The following is a 13,396-nucleotide window of genomic DNA, read 5'->3' as shown; positions in this document are numbered from 1 at the left end:
ACCCACACGGACTCCCCCCATGCGCGCCATCCTCCTGCCCCTCCTGCTTGCCGCCAGCACCGTGCTTGCCGGTTGCGGCGGCGGCTCCGGTTCCGCCGCCGGCGGCGACCAGACCCTCCGCGTGGCCGCCACCGCGGTGCCGCACGCGGAGATCCTGGCGGTGGTCAAGCCGATGCTGGAGAAGGAGGGCGTGCGCCTGCAGGTGCGGGTGTTCAACGACTACGTGCAGCCCAACGACCAGGTCGCGCAGAAGCACATCGACGTCAACTACTTCCAGACCGAGCCCTACCTGCAGGCCTACAACCAGGGCCGCGGCACCGACCTGGTGACCGTCGCCGGCGTGCACATCGAGCCGTTCGGCGCCTACTCGCGCCGCCACGCCTCGCTGGAGGCGCTGCCGGCCGGCGCCGACGTAGCCATCCCCAACGATCCGAGCAACAACTCGCGCGCGCTGATCCTGCTGCACACCGCCGGCGTGATCACCCTGGCCGACCCGACCAACGCCCTGGCGACCCAGCGCGACATCACCGCCAACCCCAAGGGCCTGAAGTTCCGCGAGCTGGATTCGGCGATGCTGCCGCGCATCCTCGACCAGGTCGACCTGGCCCTGATCAACACCAACTACGCGCTGGACGCCGGGCTGGACCCCACCCGCGACGCGCTGGCGATCGAGGGCAGCGATTCGCCCTACGTGAACTTCCTGGTCGCGCGCCCGGACAACCGCGACGATCCGCGGGTGCAGGCGCTGGCGCGCGCGCTGACCAGCCCCGAGGTCAGGGACTTCATCCAGCGCAGGTACAAGGGCGCGGTGCTGCCGGCGTTCTGAGCCGCGCCCGTGCCGCTGCTGCTGGCCCTCGTCGCCGTCCTGGCGCTGTTCCTGGCCCTGCTGCCGGTGGCGCTGGCGCTGCGCATCCGCGGCGCGTTCAATACCCGCCGCCAGGCCTGGCTGCTGCCATTGCGGCTGGCCTGGTGGTCGAGCCTGCTGTCGGCGGTGCTGTTCGCGCTGGCCGCGCTGCTGGCGGGCTTGTTCTGGCGCAACGTGTGGACGTACGTGCCGTTGGCGGCGTTGGCCGGCATCGTGCTGGGCCTGCTCGCCACCACCCGCGTGCGCTTCGTCGAAACCACCGCGGGCCTGTTCTACCGCACCAGCCCGGTGGTGTCGGTCGGCCTGCTGGCGCTGGTCCTGGTGCGGCTGGTGGCTGGCCTGGTGCAGGGTTTGCGCGTGGCCTTCGGTGATGCCACCTGGCCGGAGTCGGGCTGGCTCAGCCATGCCGGGTTGATGGCGGTCGGCGGCCTGCTGCTGGGCTATGCCCTGGTGATGACCCGTTACCTCTACATGCGTACCGCGGCGTACAGGCGCGACGGCGGGGTCCTGCGCCGGCCCTGAGCGGCCGGCGTCGGTTAGCCTTGGCCGGTCCACCCGGGGAGGAACACGATGGTGTTGCAGTGGATCGGAAGGCGCCTGGCGCGGTTCCTGGCGCGGCCGCGTCCGGGCCGCGCGCGCGGTCCCAGCAGTCGCCTGGAGCTGGTCGCGGCCAGCCTGCGCCGCGGCGACGTGCTGCTGGTCGAAGGCACCAGCCGCTTCTCCAGCGCGATCAAGTACCTCACCCAGTCGACCTGGTCGCACGCGGCGCTGTGCCTGGGCGTGCCGGAGGGCGGCGACCAGCCCTGGTTCGTGGACGTGGACGTCAACGACGGCGTGCGCACGGTGCCGCTGTCGGAGTTCGCCGGCCTGCACCTGCGCATCTGCCGGCCGGTGGGCCTGGGCGCGGCCGAGATCGACGCGGTGGCCGGCTACATGCTGCAGCGGCTGGGCTACAGCTACGACCTGAAGAACATCCTCGACCTGGCGCGTTACCTCATCCGCCAGCCGCCGCTGCCGGACCCGCTCAAGCGGCGCATGCTGGCGCTGGGCAGCGGCGAGCCGACCAGGGCGATCTGCTCGACCCTGCTGGCCCAGGCCTTCGGCTCGATCGGCTATCCGATCCTGCCGGAGATCGAGGTGCTGGAGGCGGCCGGTCCCGGCGGGCGCTTCGCCCGCGAGGAAGTGCTGCACATCCGCCACCACAGCCTGTACACCCCGCGCGACTTCGATGTCTCGCCGTTCTTCCGCATCGTCAAGCCGCGGCTGGAGGCCGGCTTCGACTACCGCCGCCTGGTGTGGGCGCCGCCGCCGGTGGTGGACGCGCCGCTGGAGCCGGCGCGCTGACGCAAAAAAGGACGGGCCCGCGGGCCCGTCCTGTCGCCGTGTCGTGCGGCGGGAGCGTCAGAAGCGCGCGCCGATGCCGACGCCGACGGTCCACGGGTCGAGCTTGAGCTCCTGCCCGGTGCCGGCGCCGTCGATGCGGACTTCCGGGCGCGAGTGCATGTAGCGCACGTCGGTGCGCGCGAACCAGGTCTCGTTGATGTTCATGTCCACGCCGACGGTGCCGATCGCGCCCTTGGCGGTCTCCAGGCCGACCACGCCGCCCAGGCCGGCGACTTCCTCGTCGCTGAAGTTGGACTCGTAGTAGCCCAGGCCGACGAACGGGCGGAAGGTCTGCCCGGCCTGGCCGAAGTGCCACTGGCCGCTCAGTGCGATCGGCTGCTGCTCGACCGTGCCCAGCTTGCCCAGGTCCTTGTCGCGCACGCGGTGGTCGAACTTGTCGGCCGCGCCCCACAGCTCCACCGCGAAGTTCTCGGTGGCGTACCAGCTGGCGCTCAGGGTCGGGGCCGGGCCGCCGTCGACCGTCAGGTTGTTGCCCGGATCGGAGGGCTCGATGTGGGCGATGCCGCCAACCACGGCGAAGCGCTTGTCCGCGGCGGTGGAAGAGGCGTCCTGGGCGAAGGCCGGGGCAGCGGCCAGGGCGGGGACGAGGGCGAGGGTCAGGATTCGAATGGACCGCATGGGGGAGTCTCCTTTGTTGTTCTAGGCGCCCTTGGAGTGGGCGCGACCGAACGTAGGAGCACGGGGATGAACCAAACCCTGCCGCACGGGGCGCGTCGTGCGCGGCGTTCAGGCAAACCGCCGCAGGCCGCGCCGTTGCTTGCCCGTCCGCGCGGACCGGGTTCATCCACGTCGGCGCGGCGTGGAAGGTGGGCGAGGGGCGGGTGAGCGTGATGCGCCGGTGAGGGCGGGTGCACCCTGCGCTTGCGTATGGTCACCGTTGCAACCGTAGCGCCTGAAAGCGGCCTTCAATGTTCCCGCAGCGCGACAGTGGCGGAGGTTGGCGGGTGGGGCGCGGACGGACACAATAGGGGTCTTTCCCCACGTACAACGCCGGAGCCCTGGCATGGCCGAAATCAAGGAAGCGCGCGTCCCCGACATCGGGGATTACAGCGACGTCCCCGTCATCGAAGTCCTGGTCGCCGTTGGCGACACCGTGAACCAGGACCAGGGCCTGGTGACCCTGGAGTCGGACAAGGCGACGCTGGAAGTGCCTTCTCCCTACGCCGGCGTGGTCAAGGAACTGAAGGTCAAGCTTGGCGACAAGCTGTCCGAGGGCAGCGTCGTGGCCCTGATCGAGGTCGCCGAAGGCGGCAGCGCGCCGGCCCCCGCCGCCGCGCCGAAGGCCGAGGCCGCCCCGGCCGCGCCGCAGACCCCGGCCGCCTCGGTCAAGACCGCCGAGACCGGCGAGCGCATCGAGCCGGTGGCCGTGCCCGAAAAGACCGACAACCTCGCCCAGCGCGACATCGGCCAGGCCCAGCTGCAGCAGCCGTCCGGCCCGCGCACCCCGCCGGTGGAGTTCAACGCCGACAGCGTGCTGCCGGAGAAGGTGCCGTATGCCACCCCGGCGGTGCGCCTGTTCGCGCGCGAGCTGGGCGTGGACCTGGCCCGGGTCAGCGGCAGCGCCCGCGGCGGCCGCATCACCCGGGAAGACGTGCAGCGCTACGTCAAGTCGGCGCTGGCCGGCGGCGCCGCGGCGTCCGCTCCGGGCGGCGTTGCCACCGGTGGCGGCCTCAACCTGCTGCCGTGGCCGAAGGTGGACTTCAGCAAGTTCGGCGAGATCGAGACCAAGCCGCTGTCGCGGATCAAGAAGATCTCCGGCGCCAACCTCGCCCGCAACTGGGCGATGATCCCGCACGTCACCCAGTTCGACCAGGCCGACATCACCAACCTGGAAGAGCTGCGCGTGCAGCTCAACAAGGAGCAGGAGAAGGCCAAGTCCGGCATCAAGCTGACCATGCTGGCGTTCCTGCTGAAGGCCTCGGTCGCCGCGCTGAAGCAGTTCCCCGAGTTCAACGCCTCGCTGGACGAGTCCGGCGAGAACCTGACCCTCAAGAAGTACTTCCACATCGGCTTCGCCGCCGACACGCCCAACGGCCTGGTCGTGCCGGTGATCCGCGACGTCGACAGGAAGGGCGTGCTGCAGATCGCCCAGGAAATGGGCGAGCTGGCGAAGAAGGCGCGCGAGGGCAAGCTGGGCCCGGCCGAGATGACCGGCGGCTGCTTCTCGATCAGCTCGCTGGGCGGCATCGGCGGCACCGCGTTCACCCCGATCATCAACGCGCCGGAGGTGGCGATCCTGGGCGTGTCCAAGTCCAGCTTCCAGCCGGTGTGGGACGGCAAGCAGTTCCAGCCGCGGCTGATGCTGCCGCTGTCGCTGAGCTACGACCACCGCGTGATCGACGGCGCCGCCGCCGCGCGCTTCACCAGCTACCTGGCCCAGGTCCTCGCGGACATGCGCCGCGTGTTGCTGTAACGGAGGGCACATGGCGAACACGATCGAAGTGAAGGTCCCGGACATCGGCGACTACAAGGACGTGCCGGTCATCGAGGTGCTGGTCGCCGTCGGCGACACGGTGAAGAAGGACCAGGGCCTGGTCACGCTGGAGTCGGACAAGGCCACCCTGGAAGTGCCGTCCTCGGCCGAGGGCGTGGTCAAGGAAGTGAAGGCCAAGGTCGGCGACAGGCTGTCCGAGGGCAGCGTGGTCGTGGTGCTGGAAGCCGCCGGTGCCGCCGCGGCGGAGGCGCCGAAGGCGGCCGCCCCGGCTGCCGCCGCGCCCGCGCCTGCTCCGGTCGCTCCCGCCGCGGGTGGCGGTGCGGTCGAGGTCAAGGTTCCGGACATCGGCGACTACAAGGACGTGCCGGTCATCGAGGTGCTGGTCGCCGTCGGCGACACGGTGAAGAAGGACCAGGGCCTGGTGACGCTGGAATCGGACAAGGCCACCCTGGAGGTGCCGTCCTCGGCCGACGGCGTGGTCAAGGAAGTGAAGGTCAAGGTCGGCGACAGGCTGTCGGAGGGCGACGTCGTGGTGGTGCTGGAAGCCGCGGGCGCGGCCGCCGCGCCGGCCCCGGTGGCGCCGGGCAGCAAGCCGCCGGTGACCCCGTCGCACCGCGCCCCGGCCGAGCCCCCGGCGCCGAAGCCGGCGCTGGCCACCGGCCGCCCGGCCGACATCGAATGCCGCATGGTCGTGCTCGGCTCCGGCCCCGGCGGCTACACCGCCGCGTTCCGCGCCGCCGACCTGGGCCTGGATACGGTGCTGGTCGAGCGCTATTCCAGCCTCGGCGGCGTGTGCCTCAACGTCGGCTGCATCCCGTCCAAGGCGCTGCTGCATTCGGCCGCGATCATCGAGGAGGCCGCGCACGCCGGCGAGTGCGGCATCGAGTTCCCGGCGCCGAAGATCCACCTGGACAAGCTGCGCGAGTACAAGGAGAAGGTCGTCGGCCAGCTGACCAAGGGCCTGGCCGGCATGGCCAGGCAGCGCAAGGTGCGCGTGGTCCAGGGCGTGGGCAAGTTCGTCTCGCCCAACGAGCTGGAGATCACCGGCGCCGACGGCAAGGTCCAGCTGCTGCGCTTCGAGCAGTGCATCATCGCCGCCGGGTCGCAGGCGGTGAAGCTGCCGAACTTCCCGTGGGACGACCCGCGGATCATGGATTCGACCGACGCGCTGGAACTGGCCGAGGTGCCGAAGAGGCTGCTGGTCGTCGGCGGCGGCATCATCGGCCTGGAAATGGCCACCGTGTACAGCGCCCTGGGCGCCAAGGTCACCGTGGTCGAGTTCATGGACCAGCTGATGCCGGGCGCCGACAAGGACCTGGTCAAGCCGCTGGCCGACCGCCTGAAGAAGCAGGGCATCGAGGTGCACCTGAAGACCAAGGCGGCCGGCGTGAAGGCCGACAAGAAGGGCATCACCGTGACCTTCGAATCGGCCGTGGAAGGCCAGAAGCCGGAGCTGGAGTCGGGCACCTGGGACCGCGTGCTGGTCGCCGTCGGCCGCGCGCCGAACGGCAAGAAGATCGACGCGGAAAAGGCCGGCGTGCAGGTCACCGAGCGCGGCTTCATCCCGGTCGACCGGCAGATGCGCACCAACGTGCCGCACATCTTCGCCATCGGCGACATCGTCGGTAACCCGATGCTGGCGCACAAGGCCACGCACGAGGGCAAGCTGGCCGCGGAAGTGGCCGCTGGCGAGAAGAAGGAGTGGGTGGCGCGGGTGATCCCGTCGGTGGCCTACACCAGCCCGGAAATCGCCTGGGTGGGCGTGACCGAAACCGAGGCCAAGGCCAAGGGGTTGCAGGTCGGCGTCGGCAAGTTCCCGTGGGCGGCCAGCGGCCGCGCCATCGGCATCGGCCGCACCGAGGGCTTCACCAAGCTCATCTTCGACGAGGCCACCCACCGCATCATCGGCGCGGGCATCGTCGGCGTGCATGCCGGCGACCTGGTCTCCGAACTGGCGCTGGCGATCGAGATGGGCGCCGAGGCCGGCGACATCGGCCACACCATCCACCCGCACCCGACCCTGGGCGAGACGGTGGCGATGGCGGCCGAGGTGTACGAGGGCACGATCACCGACCTGTACATCCCGAAGAAGAAGTAAGCCGGCGCCGCTGGCACCGCAACGAAGAACCCCGGCCTGCGCCGGGGTTCTTCGTTTCCGCAGGTGTCGCCGGCGCGGTTCAGAACGCCAGGGTCACGCCCACCACCGGGCCCTTGAAGCGCTGGTCCCAGCCGGCCAGGCCGTCGCGCATGCCGTCGCCGGAGACCGTGCGCTTGACGTCCAGGCGGTACCACTCGTAGCCGGCGAACAGGCCGAAGTTGTCGGTGAAGCGGTACTCGGCCACGGCGTTGGCGCGGGTGATGCTGCCGTCGTAGTCGCCGAAATCGCCCCAGTCCGCGTCCAGGTACTGGCCCTGCAGGTTCAGCAGCCAGCGCTCGCCCGGGCGCGCGGTCAGGCGCACGCCGACCACCGGGGCGTAGCCGTCCTCGCTGGTGTCGTCGCTCCAGCGGTCCTCGCCGGCCTCCGCCACCAGGGTGGCCTTGGCCTTGGCCCACTCGGCGCCGATCTGCAGGCCCAGGCTGAAGGAATCGGTCTGCACCACCGAGTAGTCGTACAGCAGGCTGGCCAGCTGGAAGTCCAGCGTGGCCTCGGCGTAGCTGCCGGCGGGGATGGTGATGTCGTCGTAGGAGAGGTTCTCGCCGAGGGTCTCGCGGCGGCTCTTGTCGTAGTTGAAGTAGTCGAACACCAGGCGCTGGCGCTCGGACAGGCGGAACACGCCGTCGATGCGCGGCACCCACTCGTCGCTGCCGAAGTCGAAGCCCTGGGAGAAGCGGTACGGCTCGCCCATGAAGGTGGTGGAGGCCGACAGCTCGGTCTCGGCGGCGGCGCTCATCGCACCCACGCGCAGGGTGAAGCGGTCGCCGCGCGCGTCCTGGGCGGCGGCGGTGCCGGCGCAGGCCAGCAGGGCGGTGGCAAGCAGGGCGGGGGCGGGGTGGAAGCGCATCGGGTCGGGCTCTCGTGGGAGGAGGGGCCGCCACTATGCGGGCGCGTGCGGTCCAGAACCCGTGAGCCCGGCGCACAGGCCGGGTGAAGGCGGGCCACCCTACCAAGGCAGGCCCCTACCAAAGACGAAGGCCCCGGTGGGGACGGGGCCTTGGCGGCGACGGATCGACGAGGTACTCCGCGGCTGCAGGGGCTTACGACCGGGATTTTCCCGGCAAGTTCCCGCCCGGGGGCCGTGACTTGCGTCGGTTGTCCCGCAAATTGTCCCGCTGCTATACTTTTGCGGCTCAACGGGCGCATCTGCTGCAGTGCAGCCTGCTTCCGCCTCCCCTCACAGGTACCGTCGCGTGATCAATTCCGTTGCCGCAGCCCGGCGACAGGCCGTTCGCGCGATTGCCTGGCAGGCGATGGCGACGCTGCTGACCGCGCTGGCCTGCCTCTGGCAGGGCTGGAAGGCGGGCGCGGCGGCGCTGGTGGGCGGGGCTGCGGTGCTGCTGGGCGGCTGGATCGCGGCCCGCATCGGACTGGGCGGCGGCATCACCGGGGCGGTTCCGGCGATGGCGCGGCTGCTGGCAGGGATGCTGGCCAAGTGGTTCGTCCTGGTCGCCGTGATGGTGATCGGGGTGGTCGCCCTGGGATTGCCCCCGCTGCCGATGCTGGTGGCGGCGGCGGTCTCGCTGGTGGCGCAGGTACTGGCCATGGCGCGACATCCCTGAACGGCTCAGGCCGACGGGGCCGTTATACCGCAACACACAACTCCAGGTCGTTAGCACAGGAAGATCGGACCTATGGCGGGCGAGGCGGAACTTACCCCTACCAGCTACATCCAGCACCACCTGCACAACCTGACGGCGCACGTCGGCGAGGGCAGCTTCTGGACGATTCACGTCGACACGCTGGTGACCTCGGTCCTGATGGGCCTGCTGATGGTCTTCCTGTTCTGGCTGGCCACCCGCAAGCCGACGTCCGGCGTGCCGGGCAAGTGGCAGGCCTTCGTCGAGATCTGCCTTGAATTCGTGGACCGCCAGGCCCGCGACACCTACCACGGGACCAGCAAGCTGGTGACGCCGATCGCGATCACCCTGTTCTTCTGGATCCTGCTGATGAACCTGCTGAAGATGATCCCGGCGGACTTCATCGTGCAGCCGCTGCACGCGCTGGGCGTCTCCTCGTGGAAGCCGGTGCCGACCGCCGACGTCAACGCCACCCTCGGCATGTCGATCAGCGTGTTCTTCCTGATGCTGTTCTTCGCGCTGCGCGCCAAGGGCCTGGGCCACTTCACCGCCGAGTTCCTGACCGCGCCGTTCGGCAAGTGGATGATGCCGTTCAACCTCATCCTCAACATCGTCGAATGGCTCAGCAAGCCGATCTCGCTGGCGATGCGACTGTTCGGCAACATGTTCGGCGGCGAGATCGTGTTCCTGCTGATCTGGGTGCTCGGCGGCGCCGGCCTGCTGGGCATGCTCGGCGGCGCGGTCTTCGGCTTCGGCTGGATGATCTTCCACCTGCTGGTGATCCCGCTGCAGGCCTTCATCTTCATGATGCTGTCGATCGTGTACCTGAGCCTGTCCGAAGACAGCCACTGATTTCCCCCATTCGCTTCACCCTTCGTTCCCACCGTTTCACCAACTCAGCTATCCGTTCCGGAGAAAACCATGGAAACCGCACTGACCGCCCTCGCTTCCGTCCAGGCTTCGACCGTTCTGGCCATCGGCATCATGATCGGCCTGGCCGCGCTGGGCGCCGGCCTGGGCCTGGCCATCATGGCTGGCAAGTTCCTGGAATCGGCCGCCCGCCAGCCGGAACTGATCCCGGTGCTGCAGGTCCGCATGTTCATCACCGCCGGCCTGATCGACGCCGCGTTCATCATCTCGGTCGCCGTGGGCCTGCTGTTCGCCTTCGCCAGCCCGTTCCTGGTCGGCGGCCTGGCCCCGTAACTGCCGGATCGTTCGATTCGACGGGTCTGCCGCCGGTCCGCTTCGCGGGAACCGGCGGCGGCATGTAGGCAGCCTCGCGGCGTCCGCGCCGCAGGCTCCCTGAGCACAGGCAGAGCGTACCAATGAACCTCAATCTGACTCTTTTCGCCCAGGCGCTGGCCTTCGCAGGCCTGATCTGGCTGGTCGCCACCAAGATCTGGCCGCCGCTGCTCAAGGCCCTGGAAGAGCGCCAGCAGAAGATCGCCGAGGGCCTGGCCGCGGCCGACCGCAGCCAGAAGGACCTCGCCCAGGCGCAGGACAAGGTCAACGAGCTGCTGAAGGAAGCCCGCGCCAAGGCCAACGAGATCATCGACCAGGCCCACGCGCGCGCCAACCAGATCGTCGACGCGGCCCGCGAGGAGGCCATCGTCGAGGCCAACCGCCAGAAGGCGCTGGCCCAGGCGGAGATCGAGGCTTCGGCCAACCGCGCCCGCGAGGAGCTGCGCAAGCAGGTCTCCCTGCTGGCGGTGAGCGGCGCCGAGAAGCTGCTGCAGCGCGAGATCGACGCCAACGCGCACAAGGCGCTGCTGGACGAACTGGCGGCCGAGATCTGACATGAGCCAGGCGCTGACCCTCGCACGTCCCTATGCCCGCGCCGCCTTCGGCGCGGCCCGCGACCAGGGCCGCCTGGACGCCTGGTCGCAGGCGCTGGCGTTCTCGGCGCAGGTCGCTGCCGACCCGCGCGTGGCCACGCTGCTGCTCAACCCGGAACTGGGCGACGAGGCGGCCATCGCGCTGCTGGCGCCGCAGGACGCCGACGACAGCTTCCGCCGCTTCCTGGCGGTGCTGGCCGAGGCCGGCCGGCTGCCGCTGCTGGCCGAGATCGCCGGCCTGTTCGAGCAGCTGCGCGCCGAGGAACAGCGCGTGGTGCGGGCCAAGGTCACCTCCGCCACCGAGCTTTCGGCCGAGGAGCTGGAGAAGATCCGCGCCGCGCTGCGCCGCCGCTTCGGCCGCGAGGTCGAGCTGCAGCAGGCGGTGGACGCCAGCCTGATCGGCGGCGCCGTGATCGACACCGGCGACGTGGTCATCGACGGCTCGCTCAAGGGCAAGCTGGCGCGCCTGCAGACCGCCCTGGCGGGCTGACGGACGCCGCACCCAGACAGTTCACTTTTCAGGTCGCGACCCGGGATGCCGGCGAGCGACTCCAAGGAAACCAACATGGCTACCACGCTCAACCCCTCCGAAATCAGCGACCTGATCAAGTCCCGCATCGAGCAGGTCAAGCTCTCGGCCGAGGCCCGCAACGAGGGCACGGTGACCAGCGTGTCCGACGGCATCGTGCGCATCTTCGGCCTGGCCGACGTGATGCAGGGCGAAATGATCGAGCTGCCGGGCAACACCTACGCGCTGGCCCTGAACCTGGAGCGCGACTCGGTCGGCGCCGTGGTCCTGGGCGACTACGAGCACCTGCGCGAGGGCGACGTGGCCAAGACCACCGGCCGCATCCTCGAAGTGCCGGTCGGCCCGGAGCTGCTGGGCCGCGTGGTCAACGCCCTGGGCGAGCCGATCGACGGCAAGGGCCCGATCAACGCCAAGCTGACCGCCCCGGTCGAGCGCGTGGCCCCGGGCGTGATCTGGCGCAAGTCGGTCGACCAGCCGGTGCAGACCGGCTACAAGTCGGTGGACGCCATGATCCCGATCGGCCGCGGCCAGCGCGAGCTGATCATCGGCGACCGCCAGACCGGCAAGACCGCGATGGCGATCGACGCGGTCATCAACCAGAAGAACACCGGCATCAAGTGCGTGTACGTGGCGATCGGCCAGAAGGCCTCGACCGTCGCCAACATCGTGCGCAAGCTGGAGGAGAACGGCGCGCTGGAGCACACCATCGTGGTCGCCGCCACCGCCTCCGAGTCGGCCGCCATGCAGTACATCTCGGCCTACGCCGGCTGCACCATGGGCGAGTACTTCATGGACCGCGGCCAGGACGCCCTGATCGTCTACGACGACCTGTCCAAGCAGGCCGTGGCCTACCGCCAGATCTCGCTGCTGCTGCGCCGCCCGCCGGGCCGCGAGGCGTACCCGGGCGACGTGTTCTACCTGCACTCGCGCCTGCTGGAGCGCGCCGCGCGCGTCTCGGCCGAGTACGTGGAGAAGTTCACCAACGGCGAGGTCAAGGGCAAGACCGGCTCGCTGACCGCGCTGCCGATCATCGAGACCCAGGCCGGCGACGTGTCCGCGTTCGTGCCGACCAACGTGATCTCGATCACCGACGGCCAGATCTTCCTGGAAACCGACTTGTTCAACGCCGGCATCCGCCCGGCCGTGAACGCCGGTATCTCGGTGTCGCGCGTCGGCGGCGCCGCCCAGACCAAGATCATCAAGAAGCTGTCCGGCGGCATCCGCATCGCCCTGGCCCAGTACCGCGAGCTGGCGGCGTTCGCCCAGTTCGCCTCCGACCTGGACGAGGCCACCCGCAAGCAGCTGGAGCGCGGCCAGCGCGTGACCGAGCTGATGAAGCAGAAGCAGTACGCGCCGATGCCGATCGCGCTGCAGGCCCTGTCCATCTACGCGGTCAACGAGGGCTACCTGGACGACGTCCCGGTCAACAAGATCGGCGCCTTCGAGGAAGGCCTGCACGCCCACTTCATCAACACCGCCGGCGAGCTGGTCGAGCGCATCAACAACACCGGTGCCTGGGACGACGAGATCGAGGCGGCGTTCAAGAAGGGCATCGAGGAGTTCAAGACCACGGGCTCCTACTGAGTCCTTGGGATTTGGGATTCGAGATTCGGGATTCGTAGGAAAACAGGGTTCGTGACGGGACACGGGATGCGCCTTCGGCCAATCCCCGTTCCCGAATCCCGAATCCCGGCGAGCGGAGCGAGCTAATGGCAGGCGGCAGGGAAATCAAAACCAAGATCAAGAGCGTGCAGAACACCCGCAAGGTGACCCGCGCGCTGGAGATGGTCTCGGCCTCCAAGATCCGCAAGGCGCAGGATCGGATGCGGACCTCGCGCCCGTACGCGCAGGCGATGAAGCAGGTGATCGGCCACCTGGCCCAGGCCAACACCGATTACCAGCACCCGTTCCTGGTGCAGCGCGAGCAGGTCAAGCGGGTCGGCTACATCGTGGTCTCCTCCGACCGCGGCCTGGCCGGCGGCCTCAACAACAACCTGTTCCGCAAGCTGCTGGGCGAGATCCGCCAGCACAACGAGCAGGGCGTGGAGGTCGACATGGTCACCATCGGCCAGAAGGCGCAGGCCTTCTTCCGCCGGATCAAGGTGAACATGGTCGGCAGCGTCTCCCACCTGGGCGACATGCCGCACCTGGACGACCTGGTCGGCGTGATCAAGGTGATGCTCGACGCGTACACCGAGGGCAAGGTCGACCGCGTGTACGTGGTCTACAACCACTTCGTGAACACGATGAGCCAGAAGGCCACGTTCGACCAGCTGCTGCCGCTGCCGGCGGCGCAGACCGACGTGCCGGCCCACGACTGGGACTACATCTACGAGCCCGACGCGGCCAGCGTGCTGGACCACGTGATCACCCGCTACATCGAGTCCCTGGTCTACCAGGCGGTGCTCGAGAACGTCGCCTCGGAGCACGCGGCGCGCATGGTGGCGATGAAGGCCGCCAGCGACAACGCGACCAAGCTGATCGGCACGCTGAACCTGGTCTACAACAAGGCCCGCCAGGCGGCGATCACCCAGGAAATCTCCGAGATCGTCGGCGGCGCGGCGGCGGTCTGACGCGAACACCAAGCGGCCGCG

General features: G+C 69.4%; 14 protein-coding genes. 12 read left to right on the top strand and 2 right to left on the bottom strand.

What is annotated here, in order from left to right; all coding sequences use genetic code 11:
- Positions 1 to 19 precede the first annotated feature (19 nt).
- The 3 genes from EIM48_RS03460 to EIM48_RS03450 are packed head-to-tail and all read left to right on the top strand — an operon-like array spanning position 20 to position 2,209.
- On the top strand, positions 20 to 826 hold the full coding sequence (locus tag EIM48_RS03460; protein WP_125111075.1) for a MetQ/NlpA family ABC transporter substrate-binding protein: 807 nt from the start codon (positions 20 to 22) through the stop codon (positions 824 to 826).
- Between the two features lie 9 nt (positions 827 to 835).
- A complete protein-coding gene (locus EIM48_RS03455; RefSeq protein WP_125108558.1) occupies positions 836 to 1,387 on the top strand; it encodes a hypothetical protein in 552 nt (183 codons plus the stop codon).
- Between the two features lie 48 nt (positions 1,388 to 1,435).
- Entirely contained in the window at positions 1,436 to 2,209 is a 774-nt protein-coding gene (locus EIM48_RS03450) for a YiiX/YebB-like N1pC/P60 family cysteine hydrolase (protein ID WP_019398211.1), read from the top strand.
- 57 nt (positions 2,210 to 2,266) lie between these two features.
- On the opposite strand, the gene EIM48_RS03445 is transcribed toward EIM48_RS03450, so the two are convergent.
- Positions 2,267 to 2,887, bottom strand: coding sequence for an OmpW family outer membrane protein (locus tag EIM48_RS03445; protein WP_125111074.1), 621 nt, complete (start codon positions 2,885 to 2,887; stop codon positions 2,267 to 2,269).
- Positions 2,888 to 3,272: 385 nt separating this feature from the next.
- On the opposite strand from EIM48_RS03445, the gene aceF reads away from it, so the two are divergent.
- Positions 3,273 to 4,682, top strand: coding sequence for a dihydrolipoyllysine-residue acetyltransferase (gene aceF / locus EIM48_RS03440; RefSeq protein ID WP_125111073.1), 1,410 nt, complete (start codon positions 3,273 to 3,275; stop codon positions 4,680 to 4,682).
- A gap of 10 nt (positions 4,683 to 4,692) precedes the next feature.
- Positions 4,693 to 6,801: a dihydrolipoyl dehydrogenase gene (gene lpdA / locus EIM48_RS03435; protein ID WP_125111072.1), complete on the top strand. Its 2,109-nt coding sequence runs from the start codon at positions 4,693 to 4,695 to the stop codon at positions 6,799 to 6,801.
- Between the two features lie 79 nt (positions 6,802 to 6,880).
- Here the strand turns inward: lpdA and EIM48_RS03430 are convergent, their stop codons facing one another.
- Entirely contained in the window at positions 6,881 to 7,705 is an 825-nt protein-coding gene (locus EIM48_RS03430; protein ID WP_019398215.1) for a hypothetical protein, read from the bottom strand.
- Between the two features lie 346 nt (positions 7,706 to 8,051).
- Here EIM48_RS03430 and EIM48_RS03425 point away from each other — a divergent pair, with 346 nt between their 5' ends.
- The 7 genes from EIM48_RS03425 to atpG all read left to right on the top strand — a co-directional run bounded on the left by EIM48_RS03425 (position 8,052) and on the right by atpG (position 13,375).
- On the top strand, positions 8,052 to 8,420 hold the full coding sequence (locus tag EIM48_RS03425; RefSeq protein ID WP_233581615.1) for a hypothetical protein: 369 nt from the start codon (positions 8,052 to 8,054) through the stop codon (positions 8,418 to 8,420).
- 72 nt (positions 8,421 to 8,492) lie between these two features.
- Positions 8,493 to 9,290 carry a F0F1 ATP synthase subunit A gene (atpB, locus tag EIM48_RS03420; RefSeq protein ID WP_019398217.1) on the top strand — a complete coding sequence of 266 codons (798 nt, stop codon included), beginning with the start codon at positions 8,493 to 8,495 and terminating at the stop codon, positions 9,288 to 9,290.
- Between the two features lie 69 nt (positions 9,291 to 9,359).
- Positions 9,360 to 9,641, top strand: coding sequence for a F0F1 ATP synthase subunit C (gene atpE, locus EIM48_RS03415; RefSeq protein ID WP_013534007.1), 282 nt, complete (start codon positions 9,360 to 9,362; stop codon positions 9,639 to 9,641).
- A gap of 122 nt (positions 9,642 to 9,763) precedes the next feature.
- Positions 9,764 to 10,234 (top strand): F0F1 ATP synthase subunit B, encoded by a 471-nt coding sequence (locus EIM48_RS03410; RefSeq protein WP_019398218.1) that lies wholly within the window; start codon positions 9,764 to 9,766, stop codon positions 10,232 to 10,234.
- A gap of 1 nt (position 10,235) precedes the next feature.
- Positions 10,236 to 10,763, top strand: a complete 528-nt coding sequence (locus EIM48_RS03405; RefSeq protein WP_125075811.1) for a F0F1 ATP synthase subunit delta — start codon at positions 10,236 to 10,238, stop codon at positions 10,761 to 10,763.
- 75 nt (positions 10,764 to 10,838) lie between these two features.
- Positions 10,839 to 12,386, top strand: a complete 1,548-nt coding sequence (atpA, locus tag EIM48_RS03400) for a F0F1 ATP synthase subunit alpha (RefSeq protein ID WP_028914470.1) — start codon at positions 10,839 to 10,841, stop codon at positions 12,384 to 12,386.
- A gap of 125 nt (positions 12,387 to 12,511) precedes the next feature.
- Positions 12,512 to 13,375, top strand: coding sequence for a F0F1 ATP synthase subunit gamma (gene atpG / locus EIM48_RS03395; protein ID WP_019398221.1), 864 nt, complete (start codon positions 12,512 to 12,514; stop codon positions 13,373 to 13,375).
- Positions 13,376 to 13,396 lie beyond the last annotated feature (21 nt).

The sequence above is a fragment of the Pseudoxanthomonas sp. SGNA-20 genome (genome assembly GCF_003931635.1).
In the GTDB taxonomy this organism is placed as follows: Bacteria; Pseudomonadota; Gammaproteobacteria; order Xanthomonadales; family Xanthomonadaceae; genus Pseudoxanthomonas.
This window is presented reverse-complemented; position numbering and strand designations above follow the sequence as displayed.

Excerpts from the sequence above, each read along its gene's own strand:
- atpB (WP_019398217.1), top strand. The coding sequence starts at position 8,493 with ATGGCGGGCGAGGCGGAACTTACCCCTACCAGCTACATCCAGCACCAC.
- lpdA (WP_125111072.1), top strand. The coding sequence starts at position 4,693 with ATGGCGAACACGATCGAAGTGAAGGTCCCGGACATCGGCGACTACAAG.
- EIM48_RS03410 (WP_019398218.1), top strand. The coding sequence starts at position 9,764 with ATGAACCTCAATCTGACTCTTTTCGCCCAGGCGCTGGCCTTCGCAGGC.
- aceF (WP_125111073.1), top strand. The coding sequence starts at position 3,273 with ATGGCCGAAATCAAGGAAGCGCGCGTCCCCGACATCGGGGATTACAGC.
- atpA (WP_028914470.1), top strand. The coding sequence starts at position 10,839 with ATGGCTACCACGCTCAACCCCTCCGAAATCAGCGACCTGATCAAGTCC.
- atpE (WP_013534007.1), top strand. The coding sequence starts at position 9,360 with ATGGAAACCGCACTGACCGCCCTCGCTTCCGTCCAGGCTTCGACCGTT.
- EIM48_RS03405 (WP_125075811.1), top strand. The coding sequence starts at position 10,236 with ATGAGCCAGGCGCTGACCCTCGCACGTCCCTATGCCCGCGCCGCCTTC.
- EIM48_RS03445 (WP_125111074.1), bottom strand. The coding sequence starts at position 2,887 with ATGCGGTCCATTCGAATCCTGACCCTCGCCCTCGTCCCCGCCCTGGCC.
- EIM48_RS03450 (WP_019398211.1), top strand. The coding sequence starts at position 1,436 with ATGGTGTTGCAGTGGATCGGAAGGCGCCTGGCGCGGTTCCTGGCGCGG.
- EIM48_RS03460 (WP_125111075.1), top strand. The coding sequence starts at position 20 with ATGCGCGCCATCCTCCTGCCCCTCCTGCTTGCCGCCAGCACCGTGCTT.
- atpG (WP_019398221.1), top strand. The coding sequence starts at position 12,512 with ATGGCAGGCGGCAGGGAAATCAAAACCAAGATCAAGAGCGTGCAGAAC.
- EIM48_RS03430 (WP_019398215.1), bottom strand. The coding sequence starts at position 7,705 with ATGCGCTTCCACCCCGCCCCCGCCCTGCTTGCCACCGCCCTGCTGGCC.